Origin of the sequence: Pseudoalteromonas sp. TB51 (assembly GCF_000498055.1) — a bacterium.
Taxonomy (GTDB): Bacteria; Pseudomonadota; Gammaproteobacteria; order Enterobacterales; family Alteromonadaceae; genus Pseudoalteromonas; species Pseudoalteromonas atlantica.
The window spans coordinates 22,288-37,477 of record NZ_AUTO01000152.1; the positions used below are offsets into that span (position 1 = coordinate 22,288).

Annotated in this window: 8 protein-coding genes and 1 pseudogene; 3 read left to right on the forward strand and 6 right to left on the reverse strand. The window is 40.9% G+C overall.

Features of this window, described 5'->3' with window-relative positions; translation table 11 throughout:
* Positions 1-15: 15 nt before the first annotated feature.
* On the reverse strand, positions 16-2,250 hold the full coding sequence (locus tag L650_RS0107990) for an ABC transporter permease subunit (protein ID WP_029772783.1): 2,235 nt from the start codon (positions 2,248-2,250) through the stop codon (positions 16-18).
* Between the two features lie 658 nt (positions 2,251-2,908).
* On the opposite strand from L650_RS0107990, the gene L650_RS0107995 reads away from it, so the two are divergent.
* From L650_RS0107995 to L650_RS0108005, 3 genes and pseudogenes are all read left to right on the forward strand, one after another.
* Positions 2,909-3,415 carry a glycine cleavage system protein R gene (locus L650_RS0107995; protein WP_024031441.1) on the forward strand — a complete coding sequence of 169 codons (507 nt, stop codon included), beginning with the start codon at positions 2,909-2,911 and terminating at the stop codon, positions 3,413-3,415.
* 179 nt (positions 3,416-3,594) lie between these two features.
* A complete protein-coding gene (gene ppk1 / locus L650_RS0108000; protein ID WP_004587626.1) occupies positions 3,595-5,682 on the forward strand; it encodes a polyphosphate kinase 1 in 2,088 nt (695 codons plus the stop codon).
* Positions 5,675-7,119, forward strand: a pseudogene (locus L650_RS0108005) (exopolyphosphatase). Before ppk1 ends, L650_RS0108005 begins: the two are co-directional and overlap by 8 nt.
* A 193-nt stretch (positions 7,120-7,312) precedes the next feature.
* On the opposite strand, the gene L650_RS0108010 reads toward L650_RS0108005, so the two are convergent.
* From L650_RS0108010 to L650_RS0108030, 5 genes are all read right to left on the reverse strand, one after another.
* Positions 7,313-7,768 (reverse strand): hypothetical protein, encoded by a 456-nt coding sequence (locus tag L650_RS0108010; protein ID WP_004587628.1) that lies wholly within the window; start codon positions 7,766-7,768, stop codon positions 7,313-7,315.
* Between the two features lie 293 nt (positions 7,769-8,061).
* Entirely contained in the window at positions 8,062-11,184 is a 3,123-nt protein-coding gene (locus L650_RS0108015; protein ID WP_029772785.1) for an efflux RND transporter permease subunit, read from the reverse strand.
* A complete protein-coding gene (locus tag L650_RS0108020; protein ID WP_029772786.1) occupies positions 11,181-12,716 on the reverse strand; it encodes an efflux RND transporter periplasmic adaptor subunit in 1,536 nt (511 codons plus the stop codon). The genes L650_RS0108015 and L650_RS0108020 overlap by 4 nt, the downstream gene beginning before the upstream one ends.
* Positions 12,717-12,720: 4 nt before the next feature.
* Entirely contained in the window at positions 12,721-14,043 is a 1,323-nt protein-coding gene (locus tag L650_RS0108025; RefSeq protein WP_029772787.1) for a TolC family protein, read from the reverse strand.
* Positions 14,044-14,221: 178 nt separating this feature from the next.
* On the reverse strand, positions 14,222-15,190 hold a 969-nt coding region (locus L650_RS0108030; RefSeq protein ID WP_164835541.1), incomplete at its 5' end, for a helix-turn-helix domain-containing protein.

The window sequence follows — 15,190 nt, forward strand, 5'->3', positions numbered from 1 at the left end:
GTCGTGTCTCTCCACTTACATTGAGCTGTATTTTTCACGCAGTTGCTGACGAACAAACTCAGCCACTGTGTTGAAAATAAAGGTGAATATGAATAGTACAAATGCTGCTAAGAATAATATTCTATAGTGCGAGCTGCCTACTTCTGATTCAGGCATTTCTACTGCAATGTTTGCTGCAAGCGTACGCATACCTTGGAAAATACTCCAATCCATAATTGGCGTATTACCTGTTGCCATTAATACAATCATGGTTTCGCCTACTGCACGGCCAAGTCCCATCATCACGGCAGAGAAAATACCTGGGCTTGCTGTAAGTAGTACAACACGTACTAGTGTTTGCCACTGCGTAGCACCAAGTGCTAGTGAGCCATTTGATAAATGTTTAGGAACACTAAATACAGCATCTTCTGCAATCGAGAATATAGTAGGAATAACGGCAAAGCCCATCGCAATACCCACCACTAATGAATTACGTTGGTCAAACGTCATACCCAGCTCGTTGGTTAGGTACTGACGTACATTTCCGTCAAACATCCAAAGCTCTACTGTTTCGCTCATCGCGAACGAGAACCAACCAATTAATAGAACAACCGGAATAAGTAAAATAGAGTGCGACCCTTCAGGGATTTTATGGCGAATACTCGCTGGTAACTTAGTCCAACCGAGTGCTGTTGCTAGCACACCTAACGGTAATAAAATCAGTAAGCCAACAATAGCAGGTAGGTGCTCTTCTATAAGTGGCGCTAACCACAGGCCTGCTAAAAAGCCTAATATTACAGTCGGGAGGGCTTCCATAATTTCTACCGTTGGCTTTACCACTTTACGCAGCTCGCTCGACATAAAGTAAGCGGTGTAAATAGCGGCAGAAAGCGCAATGGGTACTGCAAATAGCATGGCGTAAAGCGCTGCTTTTAACGTACCAAACGAAATAGGAACCAAAGAAAATTTAGACTCAAAGTCATCACTTGCTGATGTAGATTGCCAAATATAACCAGGCTCAGGGTAACCTTCGTACCACACTTCTTGCCAAAGCGCAGACCAGGTAACCTCTGGGTGCTCATTATGAATTTCTAATACGGTTAGTTGGTTATCGGCTAAAATAAGGGCAGCATTTGAGCGCGGAGCTATAGCAAAGTTTTTAATCTCGCCATCACTTACTTTACCTTGCCAAAGTTTTGCCTCACTTGTGGTGTAATACACACCTAGCTCACCATTGCTGCTCGTGGTGAAGAAAGTTCGACGATAAAACTCGGTAAAAATGTTCAGCTTGCTTTGTTTAGTTGTTTCAAACGACCGAATTTTTTGATACTCACGGCCGCTGTCTGTATTTACTTCAAACCACTGCGATACTTCACCGTTATCGTTTGCAAGCATGAGTGAGTTAGCACCAGCAAGTAGCTGCGCAGACACTAAGTTAGCACTTTCTTCGTTAGCCGAAAGCAGCTGAATTTGCTCTACTTCGCTTGGGTAGCGTGTATCGTAAACATAAATTTGATTTGCCGAACGTACAAATGTGCGGGTGGTGTCTGGCGAAATTAAAAGCTCATCAACACGGCCTTCAATATTAAGCTCAGTGCGCTCAACTACCCATTCTACTTCACCGGTAAACATGTTTTCTTCAGCAACAAAGCTGCTAAATAAAACGCGTTTGTCTTCGGTTAAAGCAACCACGGCTGTTTTATCTTCGTAATGACTAAATGCAAAACGCTTAATGGCAGCACCTTGCTCGTCAACTTCTAATGCCATTTTGCCAAGTGGATAATCTAAACGTGGCGTTAGCTTTCTTTCGTTGTTAGGAAAAGTAACTAAAAACTTAGGTGCTACCAGCACCACTGAGCCATTTTCTAAACCAAACGCATAATGCCCCTGAAACGGCGCACTGTTTGCAAAGCTTGATGCATCACTAGGTAGCTCGGCGCTTAATGTTTTAAGCTTTTTACCAAAGCTGCCATCTTGCACACTATAAAAATCTACCTTTCCTTGCTGAGAGAGTAAAAAAGCAACCTCAGTTTGCTCCTCAACACCTAAGCCCACAATTTGTTCAGCATTAGCAACGTTAAAACTGTTACGTTTTTCTACTTTTGCTGATTCAAAAATTGGTTGTACTACATAAAGAAGGTAAAAGAATATTAATAACAATGCTATTAATACCATTACTCCGCCTGCGGAAATACCCCACTTTGCAAACCGGTCTTTAAATAGACGGCTTCGATCCGTATTTAAAGTCGGCTTATTCGGATTGGAAGTCATCAAAACACCCTTTAATTCTGTCGTTGCGCGAATTATATTTCATCAAGATGACAGTAATGTTACAGATGTAATAAATACCCGCCTAAATGCTTTAAAATCAGTCCTTTTTTCTAATAACAGCGCTTGCTAAATTGTTACTCACTGATATGCCACAACATAAATCGATACAAAAAAGGGGAAATATTTAATATAAACGCACTAAATTAGTGCCTATTTAGCTATTTAATAACGCGTTTTACTGCCCTGCTGGAGATGACTAAATTTATGCTTTTATGGCGCATTAGTTGTTAACACTTTTATGCTTAAATAAAGTACATAGCGCTCAAAGCATTAAAAAAATAAATGTTATGGTTCATAAATGACACTTATTATCAAAAATGCTATAAAATTGTTAATAAATTCAGAGTGTATTTATGTTCTTGAAGGAACTAATTTGTGCTTTTATTGGACAAACAATTTAACGCAGACAATACTAAATCTATGTATAACGAAACCAGACCGCAGCGCTAAAGTTAAAAAAACTCAACGATAAAGACACAAATAAGTAATAATAAATAATTAGTTTTTTATGGGTTTATATTACCCACTACAATGATAGAAACGTTATAAACACTTAATGCCTACGCATTTACATTTTCAGGCTTAGAGAGAGCTATTTATGAAGCAGTTGGTGATCACCATTTTAGGGCAAGACCGGCCCGGATTAGTAGAAAGTATTTCATCGGTTATCTTGCAAAATAAGGGTAACTGGCTGAGCAGTAATTTAAGCCACTTACTAGGCCACTTTGCCGGCATTATTCAGGTAGAAGTAGCGCAAGAGCACTTTGAAGCATTGCAAAACGCATTAAATGCCTTACCTAAACTCGACGTACGGATTGAAACTGGCAACACTGAAGTAGAGCCAAGTAGCAAAGAACAAATAAATTTTGTCATTACTGGCAATGACCGCCCGGGCATTGTGCAGGAGCTGGCAAGTGTAATACGCCACAAAGGCGCTAGCATTACTCACTTAAACTCAAGGCAACAAAGTGCGCCAAATTGGGGAGTGCCTATTTTTAGTGCCGTAGCGACTGTTACCTTACCCAGTGGTATGAATAAAGAAGAAGTTATTGATGCACTTGAATCGATTACCAGTGATTTAATTGTAGATATTGAAGAGGCATAGCCCAAACGCCGTTGACATAAAAATGACATGGTAGTCATTTTTATGTCATCTAACTGGCGTATGTTTAAGTTAAAAAGGGCTGATTATTACTACTTTTATCGCTTTTTACATTGTAAACCTCATAAGCGCACGCACAGCCCCAAATTAAATTTGAAACATATCCTGATAACGGAATAGATATGAATGCCCATATAGAGCCCCCTCAAACAACTGAATATTTTGCAAAAGAATTAAGCTGGCTGTCATTCAACGAGCGTGTACTACAAGAGGCTAAAGATAAAAATAATCCGATTATTGAGCGCATGCGTTTTTTGGGTATTTTCTCTAATAATTTAGATGAATTTTTTAGAGTACGTGTTGCTGATGTAAAGCGCCGAATTTTATTAAATAAACTCCCCGATGCTAATTTTGAAGAAGACGAAATACTGCTTAGTGAGATACAAAAAAAGGTACTGCAGTTAGGTAAAAAATTTAACCACATACATCAGCAGGTATTAACAGACTTAAACCATCATAACATTCATGTTAGTCGCCCTGATGAGCTCAGTGAGTTTCATTTAAACTGGTTAAAAAATTACTTTCATGATCACGTTCTGCAACATACCTCTCCTATTTTGCTAAACGAGAACAAAGACTTCTCTACCTATATAAACGACACCATGACCTACTTATTTGTAGAAATGAGTGATGAAAAAAGTTATTACGCAATGCTTGAGGTACCCACCGACAGGGTTGATCGCTTTATAAACCTGCCTCCAGAAAAAACCCGCCGCCATAAAACCATTGTAATGCTTGATGATGTCATCACTTACTTTTTGAACGATGTATTTAGTAGCTTTTTTTCTTATAAAAGCATTGCCGGTTATGCAATAAAATTAACTCGCGATGCAGAGTACAACCTAGACGACGAGCTAGAGGCTGGCTTACTTGATAAAATGTCCAAAGGGTTAAAACAACGTATTTATGCTGAGCCGGTAAGATTGGTTTACGATCAAGCCATGCCTGAAAACATGCTAAAAGTGATGAAAAAGCGCCTCGGTGTCACGCATCATGATGCGTTAATTCCTGGGGGGCGTTATCGTAATTTTAGAGACTTTATATCGTTTCCTAATGTAGGGCGCCAATATTTAGAAAACAAACCCCTCCCAGCATTGCAAAGTAGTGCGTTTAATAAACATGCCAGTGTATTTGACGCTATTAGCGAGCAAGATATTTTACTGTATTACCCCTATCATACTTTTAATCATGTGCTTGAATATGTGCGCCAAGCGGCCTTCGACCCTAAGGTTACGCAAATAAAGGTTAATATTTATCGCGTAGCGAGCAAATCTAGGCTGATTTCATCGTTAATTAATGCCGCTCAAAACGGTAAATTAGTGACCGTTATGGTTGAGTTAAAAGCACGTTTTGACGAGCAAAATAATATTGAATGGGCAAAAGTGCTAAGCAGTGCAGGTATTAAAGTGATTTTTGGTATACCCGCACTAAAAGTGCACAGTAAATTATGTGTGGTACACCGTAAAGAAAAAGGCCAAATAGTAAAATATGCTCATATTGGCACAGGCAATTTCCATGAAAAAACAGCCAAAATTTACACTGACTTTAGCCTATTTACTCGCCACACTGGTATTTGTGAAGAAAGCGACAGCGTATTTAGATTTATAGAAAGCAGTTATAAACCGTTCAAATTTGACTACTTAATGCTTTCGCCAATTAATGCCCGTGAAACGCTGCTTAATTTAATCAATAACGAAATTGACCATGTTAAAAACAACAAACCAGGCAAAATAACGGTAAAAATAAATAACCTCGTCGATAAAGAGCTGGTAGACAGGCTTTACCTAGCTGGTCAAATCGGCGTTAAAATTAGAATTATTGTACGTGGCATGTGCTCGCTCATCCCTGGCGTGCCTAAACTTAGCGATAATATTAAGGTAATTAGTATTGTTGATCGCTTTTTAGAGCATCCTCGCGTAATGGTATTTGGTAACAATGGCGATGAAAAAGTATTTATATCTTCTGCTGATTGGATGACACGTAACCTAGATCATCGTGTTGAAGTAGGTGTTCCTATTTTGGATGTTAAGTTAAAACGCCTTATAGTTGATATATTAGAGCTACAATTTAAAGACCGTACCAAAGCACGCATTATTGATAGCGAGCAAAAAAACGCTTATGTAAGAAGGGGTAACCGTAAAAAAATTCGCTCTCAGATAGCAATTTACGATTATCTAAAAAAATGGGAACACACTTATTATAATGAATGATCACCCTTCAATAGCCGCAGTTGATTTAGGCTCCAACAGCTTTCATTTAGTGGTTGCCCGAGAAGTAAACGGCACTTTGCAAATTTTGCACAAAGAAAAACAACGCGTTTATTTAGCCGATGGGCTAGATGATAAATTTCGCTTAAGCCAAGCTGCAATAGACCGCGCCCTTGTGGTACTAAAGCAATTTGCAAAAACCTTACATGAGTTCCCCGCAAGTAATGTAAAGGTAGCTGCCACTTACACTTTTAGGCGCGCTAAAAATATTAACGCCTTTTTAGCCCAAGCTAGCGCTGTGTTTCCTTTTCATATTGATGTAATTGCAGGTCAAGAAGAAGCGCGCCTTATTTATCAGGGCGTTGCGCATTATGTTCATAATGAAGAAAACCGTTTAGTGATCGATATTGGCGGNTTTTATCTAGCCGTAATATGGGCTGCGTTAGCTTTACAAAGCAGTTTTTTAGCGATGGAAAAATAACGGCCAAACGCTTTAACAAAGCGCAAATAAGAGCCGAGCAAGAGCTTGAAGCCATTTTTTCTAATTATGTAAGCGAAAATTGGCAAACAGTAATTGGCACGTCGGGCACTATAAAGTCAATTTTAGCGATGATAAGCGCCACAAATCCGCAACAACCTAACATCACTTACGACGATTTACTCGCGTTAAAACAGCAATTTATTAGTGCTAAACATATTGATAACTTAGCTATTGCAGGGCTTACACCCGAGCGCCAACAAAGCATATGTGGTGGTTTAGCAATTTTAATTGCGATATTTACAGAGTTTGCCATTAAAGAGCTGACCTACAGCGATTTTTCGTTGCGCGAAGGGTTGCTGCACGAAATGCAGCAAAAGCTGGCCGATAAAGATATTCGCTCAAACACCATTAATAATTTAAGTGAGCGCTACACCGCTGATAAAGCGCATGCAGCGCGTGTTGCTGATACGGCTATTTGGCTCTATAAACAGTTAAAAAATGTATGGCATTTAGATAATAACGACGATATTGCTTTGTTAACTTGGGCAGCAAAATTACACGAAATTGGTTTATCAATTAACTCATCGGGGATTAACAAACACAGCGCTTATATAGTGGCGAATAGTCAATTACCCGGTTTTACGCAGCAAGAGCAACTTATTTTAAGCTCACTTATACGCTTTTATCGTAAAAAAATTAAACTGACTGAGCTGCCTGAGTTTTTAACTATTTCTCAAAAGCACGTGCTTAAACTGATTGTTATTTTACGCTTGGCCATTTTATTTAATCAAAAGCGCCAAGTGAGCTTAAAGCCGGATATGGAAATAAGCGCAAGCAACTTAGGGTTATTTATTAAGTTTAGTAACAGCTATTTACAAGAGCATACATTGCTACAAGCTGACCTAGAGCAAGAGCAGCTCTATCTTAAAAAAGCAGGGATTCAGTTTGAGTGCGTTTAATTTTATAAGGCTATTAAAAGCCCGTGACATTGTTTGTTCTAAAGTAATGTAATTGCGACACGCGCTTTTTAAAGTGAGCTTGCTGCTTTACTTACGCCCCATGTAAAGCACACATAATAAAGCGCCCTCGGGTAAACCCAAGGGCGTTTGAAGCTTTACCTATAAAGATAAAAGCCGAGTTATTTTATCAGGTTTACATATCCATATGTCGGTTTGAGCTTTGCATCATTTGCTTAACGCCTTGCTTTTCAAGCTCTAAAATTTGCTCGAGCTTTTCTTTACCGTTTTCTGTCTCAGCGCGCTCTAATAAGTACTCGTAAAGTTCGATTACTTTTTTGTGCTGCTCAGAGAGGTAGTTTTGAATAACCTTTTCATCAAATTCTTGGTCTTTGCTAATATCGTTAAACGTAATTAACTCGGGGTTGTCTGCAAAGTATTCGTAGCTGTAAGTATCTAAGGTGTTGATCTCTGTAATTGCTTTAAAGCCAACTAAGTCTTCAGCTAACTTTTTTTCATAATCTAAATAATAGTCCACTAGCATCGCGTTACGTTCATCAAGTAACTCCTTAACGCTGTAAAAATTTGCCGCCATTTGTGTGTGAAATAAAACGGTCCAATCGTACACTTCTTTAATTGTTTTAACTTGCATGTGCATTCCTTACTAAGTTGACTGTATAAGGTATAGGTTGCGTAAATCATGCCAACATAAACTCAATTAAAAACAATGCATTAAAAACAAAAAAACAGGAGCTAGGCGGGTTATTTGGTACAAGTTACAAAATACGGGTAATTTTTATAGGGCAATAAAACAGGTATTGCCCACAGTGTGCTATTAGAGCCTGCTGAAATAGGGGCAGCTATCAAGCTCACAAGGGTACAAACCGTACGCCGCGATTTAACCGCCCCTACATTCAGCAAGTATTAACTCACAAAGAACAACACCTATTGACTAATATGCTGCTTTTTCCACAGTAAATACACCGAAGGTATAACCAATAACGTAAGTATAATTGCGCTTAGCATCCCGCCTACCATCGGCGCAGCTATTCTGCTCATCACTTCGCTACCGGTNCCGGAGCCGTATAAAACGGGTAATAAGCCAGCAATAATGGTAGCTACCGTCATCATTACGGGGCGCACTCTTAGCCCTGCACCTTGCATAATAGCGTGTTGTAACGCTTGTAAGTTAAATGCAGTTCCAGTTTGCTCGCACTGCTGGCGCTGCTCTGTATAAGCTTGGTTTAAATATACAAGCATTATGACGCCTATTTCTACGGCAACACCGGCCAATGCAATAAACCCTACACCCACTGCCACCGAAAAGTTAAACGCTTCAAAGTACATTAGCCAAATGCCGCCCACCATAGCCAAAGGAAGGGTGGCAATAATAATAAGTACTTCGCTTAGGCATTTAAAATTAAGGTATAGCAGTATTACAATAATCGCGAGTGTAAGCGGGATCACATAAGTAAGCTTTGCTTTTGCGCGTTGCATGTATTCGTACTGCCCTGCCCAAGCAATTGAATAACCAGCGGGTAATTGTAGGTTATCGCCAAGTACTTGCTGAGCTTGTGCTACATAGCTGCCAATATCACTGCCTTTGATATCAATTAAGCTCCACCCATTTAAACGCGCATTTTCGCTTTTAATGCCGGTAGGGCCATCTTCAATAAATACTTTAGCAACATCACCAAGTGCAATATGTTGGCCTGATGGTGTAATAATAGGTAATAATTTTAAATCTTCAGGCGAAGCACGAAAGCTCTGCGGGTAGCGTAAATTTACCGGGTAACGCTGTTGCCCTTCAATTGTTTCAGTCACGTTTGAGCCGCCAATTGCAGTGGCCACAACCTGTTGTATGTCGGCTATATTTAGATTATACCGTGCTGCTTTTTCGCGGTTTATATCCACTTTAATATAACGCCCTGTGGCTACACGCTCTGAATACACTGAGGCAGTGCCGGGCACATCTTTTAACAATTGCTCAATTTGCTGCCCAATATTTTGAATTTCTAACAAGCTTGGGCCCGCAATTTTAATACCTACGGGCGTTTTAATACCGGTGGCAAGCATATCAATTCGCGTTTTTATTGGCATAACCCACGCATTTGTAAGGCCCGGTAATGTAACTAAGCTTTCCAGCTCGGCTTTAATTTTTTGCTTCGTCATGCCCTCTCGCCACTGTGATTTGGGCTTAAACTGAATAAAGGTTTCAATCATTGTCAGCGGTGCGGGGTCGGTTGCGGTATCGGCGCGCCCTATTTTACCAAATACAGTTTTTACTTCAGGCACAGAGGCTATGAGCTTGTCTGTTTGCTGTAAAATTTTTCGCGCTTCGCCAATAGAGAGCCCAGGGTAAGTTGTAGGCATATACATTAAGTCGCCTTCATCTAGCAAAGGAATAAACTCACTGCCTATTTTGTTTACCGGATAAAAGCCTATAACCGTCACTATAAATGCAATAAATAACGTACTTTTTGGAAATTTAAGTACGGTGGCTAACAGCGGTTTATACCCTGCAACCAAAGCTCTATTAACAGGATTTTTGTGCTCAGAAATGACCTTACCCCGAATAAAGTAGCCCATTAACACCGGTACTAAGGTTATAGCTAAGCCGGCAGAGGCTGCCATCGCATACGTTTTTGTATAAGCAAGCGGGGCAAACATGCGCCCTTCTTGCGCCTCTAAAATAAATACAGGCATAAAACTTACAGTAATAATGAGCAAGCTAAAAAATAATGCAGGACCTACCTCGGTGGCCGATTTAGTCACTATTTGCCAGCGGTTTTGCTTGGTCAGTGGCGTTTTTTCCATGTGTTTATGCATGTTTTCTATCATTACGATAGCACCATCTGTCATAGCGCCAATAGCAATAGCAATCCCGCCTAACGACATAATATTAGCGTTTACACCTTGCCAATACATCACAATAAAAGCCATTAATATACCCATAGGCAAGGTAATAATAGCCACCAGCGATGAGCGCACATGAAATAAAAATACCACGCACACTAAGGCTACAATAATGAGCTCTTCAAACAATTTACTACTTAGGTTATCGACCGCGCTTTTTATTAACGTGGAGCGGTCGTAAACCGGAATTATTTCAACCCCTTCGGGTAACCCTTGTTTTAAAGACTCAAGTTTTGCTTTTACCCGAGAAATCGTTTCTTGGGCGTTTTCGCCATAACGCATCACCACAATGCCACCCGCAACCTCGCCTTCGCCATTTAGCTCTGCAATGCCTCGTCGCATTTGAGGACCTAAGCGTACATTTGCTACATCTCGTAATTGTAATGCACTTCCTTGGGCGTTAATTCCTAATGGAATGGCTTCTAAGTCGGCGACACTTTTAATATAACCTGTGCTGGTTACCATGTATTCGGCTTCAGCCATTTCGATTACTGAGGCGCCAGTTTCTTGATTACCTTGGCTAATTGCAGTTTGTATCAAACTAAGAGGAAGGCCATAAGCACGCAACTTAACGGGGTCTACAACCACTTGGTACTGCTTTATCATGCCACCTACAGCGGCTACCTCAGATACACCTTCAACGCTTTGGAGTTCAAATTTTAAAAACCAGTCTTGCAAGCTACGAAGCTGGCTAATATTGAGCTGATTTGTTTTATCGACTAACGCATATAAATAAACCCAACCCACTCCTGTGGCATCGGGCCCAAGTTGTGCCTTTGCACTTGCCGGCAAGCGGCTTTCTACCTGACTTAAATACTCTTGTACGCGGCTTCGGGCCCAGTAAATATCGGTATTTTCATCAAAAATAATATACACATACGAGTCGCCAAAAAACGAAAAACCGCGCACCGTTTTAGCGCCAGGCACAGACAGCATTGCTGTGGTGAGCGGGAAGGTAACTTGGTCTTGCACTACTTGGGGTGCTTGGCCTGGGTAGCTGGTTTTAACAATTACCTGTACGTCCGATAAATCCGGAAGCGCATCAACGGGTGTCTGTTTTACACTGTAAATACCCGCGCCAAATACAATAATACTCAGTAACAAGACGAGAAAACGATTAACAACCGACCAGCGAATAACAGCAGCTATCATAATGACTCCCCATGCATTGAATGATGAGCTGCACCTTTGTCAGTAGGGTGCTCAGCAATTTTGCTTATTACAAATTCACCCTCAATAATGCTAAATGTAAAATGAACCTGCTGATCAGGTGAAAGCGCACTAATATCAAGCTCTTTAGCAAGTATAAAGTCCATAGTAGCAGGACCTCTGTTCCATTTAGCGATAGCCTCTCTACTAATATTAATAACCCGCTGCGCTGCGTTTATATTATTTATGGTTCCCATTACTGTGGCTGTTTGAACCGCTTCAGCCTTGTCCATTTCCATGTTAGGCATGTCGCTCTTGGCGGGTATTTCTGGTGCGCTCATACGCTTAAAGTCCGAGTCTTTACTCGACTCAGAGTCTATTAAAAACTGCGCAGCAGTCACAACACGGTCTTCTTTGGTAATGCCCGATAAAATAGCCACCTCATGTTGGCTAATTTGCCCTACTTTTACCGCCACCGATTTAAAACGCCCATCGCCTAGGGCAAGTACTACTCGGTTTTGTGCGCCTGTACGAATAAGCGCTTGCTTAGGTATAACTAATTGCGGTGAGTCACTGTGTGTGTGAATACTTACTTGGGCAAACATATTAGGCTTAAGTAGCCCTGCGGTATTTTCAAAACGCAGCCTTACACGTAAAGTGCGATTTTGAGCATTCAGCGCTGGATAAATGTAATCTACTACGCCCTGCCACTGCTTACCCTGAATGTAATCAAGGGTCATTGAAACGGGAAGCCCTTTGCTCACTAAAGCTGCTTGGCGCTCAAATACTTCTGCCTCTACCCATACTTGATCTAATTTAGCGATACTCATCATTGAGGTGCCAGGCTTAACATAAAAACCTTCACGTATATTAAGCTCATCAAGCACGCCACTTTGGCGCGAGTAAAATGTAATGTTTTGCATCACTTTTTTATTTTTTTCTAAGCGCTTAATAAAGCCATCAGACACATTTAGCGACTCTAAACGCGCTTTAGCAGCACGAATCAATACGCTATTTTTTCTATTTACTGCGAGTAAAAATTCTTCTTGTGCGTTCACAAGCTGAGGAGAGTAAAGTGTGTAAAGAGGCTCACCGGCACTAACGGGCTCCCCTTGCGCTTTTACAAATAGGGTTTCTATCCACCCTTCTACGCGGGGGTGAATATGGGTTAACTGATCTTGATTGTATTGCACATAACCGATTGTTTGAATATCACTTTGCAGTGTTTTCAGTTGCACTTTACTGGTTTTAACGCCTAAGTTATTAACCACTTCAGGTGATATCTTTATAGTACCTGGGCTGTCGTTTTCAGCGTTTGCGTATACAGGCACCAGCTCCATCCCCATTGGTGATAGCCCTGGTTCATCGCGCCTATAATTACTGTCCATTGGCGCAACCCAATACAGCGGCTTCGTTTTTTTATTATCAGCGGTTGTGGCTAAGTGCTCAGTGTCATCAATCAACCAGCGATTAGCAATAAACATTAACGCGGCACCAATAAGCAGCGCTACAAGGTATTTTAAGTTAGTTTTCATTGTTTTATCCTTGTAACTCAGCCATTACTAGCGAGTCTAAACTGGCTGCGTAATAATTTAAGCGAGCAATAATTATGTGTTTGTCTATTTGAATATTAAGGGCATCTATTTTGGCGTTTAGCTCACTAATACGCGCGCGCATAACATCAGAAAAGTCGCCATCGTCACGGGTATACGCGTTTAAAGTAGCCTGAGCTTGTTGCGACATTTGCGGTAATAACGTGTTTTGATAAAGCGTATTGCGCTGCTCAATTCGCTCAAGTTGACTAACCTCTTTAAAGTACTGTCCTTTTAAGCTTTGTAGCGCCACGCGTTTGTCGGTTTTAATGGCCTCTGCATTAGCAATAGCCGCATTAACTAGCTGATCTTGCCTGTTGTCGGTAAATAAAGGTAAGTCAATACTCACCCCCACCGAAAGCAAATCAGCACGCGACTCACCAGCTTGGTTATCAGCACGGTAGCCATAACCCATATTTACGCCAAGTTGTGGCTTATAACTTTGTTTAGCAAGGCTCACTTGTGTGCGTTTAGCGGCTATACGTTGATCTATAGCCACCATAGAGGGATGCGCCATAAGTAACTTAATGAGTTCATCAAAGTCTAAGCTATTAAATTGGGTAAGCGGGGCTGGCGCTGTAAAAGTTAGGCTTAATGGTTGGCGTAATATGCTCTGTGGTAACCACTGGGCTAAACCTTGTTTAGCGGCATCTAGCTGCTGCGCTAATATAATCAGTTTATCTTCAAGGCGTGTGAGCTCCAATTGTGAGCGAATAATATCTTGCTGACGGGTTTTACCTAAACTACTGGAGTAACTGGCTTCGGTAACTTCAATTAACTGGCTAAACAATGCTTTATCTTGTTCAATTAACGCAATACTTTGCTGTGCTCTGTAGGCATTTAACCACAGCTCCATTACCCTAGCTTTTACTTGCGCCTTTCGCTGGGCCCTAAGCCACGGCTGCTCAAGTGCTTCTTCTTTTATTACTTGTTGGCTAAGTGCTAGGCTATTACCACGGCTAAAGCTTTGGCTTATACCCACTTTTAACTGCGTCATGTTTTCTTGATCAAACGCAAAGCCATCTACGGGTACACTTTGCAAACCTATGCTTAATACGGGGTCTGGTAGAGTACCTGCAGCAATACTTTGCGCTGTGGCGGCGGCTTGCTTTTGCTCACTGGCGCTCAGCCACGGCTCGTTATTGAGCGCTAGGTTTATGGCATCCGTTAAATTAAGGGTTGATGCTTTTGCTATAGCATCACTATTAAATACAGCACCAAATAAGGTGGCGCTCAGTAATAAAGCTTTAAAAATTACAGTGCGGGTCATTGCCTGCTCCATCTAAAATTAAAAATAAAATCTTAAATTAACAAGCAGAACAGGCGCTTTTAGCGAATATAGCTAAATTTCACTCATACCAATGGTGTTGAGTTAGTGTGATTACCAAGGGATTATGTCGGTCTAATTACCGAGCGACTTTGACGTAAATAGCATACCAGCCAGTTATTTAACTGGCTACAGTTTGTGCGGTTTCTTGTAACACTTGCGATCTTTCAACTCTCAGTGCGGTAGTGTTCAAGTTATTTCTAAGCCACATGCTGCGCACACCACCTGCACTAATATCAACACCAAGTGACTCAGTCAGCTTCATTGCGACTTTCTGTTGACCAAGATGTGGATGCTCAATTGAGAATTGCACAACCGCATCTTCTATCGCTTGATCTACACAATTTTTATGTCGCAGGTTTGGAGTCTCTTGACGTTTTAAAGCATCAGCCCCTCCTTGCTTAACCAGCTTTAAGTGACGGTGAATAGTATCTCGCGATACGCCACTTTGACGTGAGGCTGCACTGACACTTCCAAGCTCCTCAATTAGCGCTAATACTTCAAGCTTTTTCTGTACAGCCAAGTCTTCTGATGCAAGTTTACTTGGTTCGTTTACCTCTGATATTTTAAGCTGTCGTCCAGCGAAGTGAGCAGTAAACTCTTTCTTGCTCGTTTTTCTAATTTCTATTTTTTGATTGGCAATCGAGTATTTGAGCGGTGAATCAATCAAGTAAAATTTGTTGTCATAGCTGAAGGTATGATCATTACGTATTTTACGGTGATCTTTGATGACACAGATATCGTCTAGGTTGGTGTGTTTTGATAATGGTGTGAACTCAGAACGTTGTTTCGATTTCACTTGTATTTTAGTTTGCCAGTATTGAGGAATAAAGACATGTTTAAGGTAAGCATTAGCCCCAGCAATATCATTGATATTATTTAACCTAAGCTCCGGCACAAGTCGGTCTTGGAAGGTATCAAACGCACGCTCAACACGCCCCTTACCTTGTGGTGAATTAGCAAAAATTATTTCAATACCTAATTCTTCACAGGCGCGTTGCATTTGAGAGAAGTTGCAACGCTTTGGCCCGCCGAATATACCAGCTCTGTCTACATAAAGCGTTTTAAACACACCTTGGGTTTCAATACA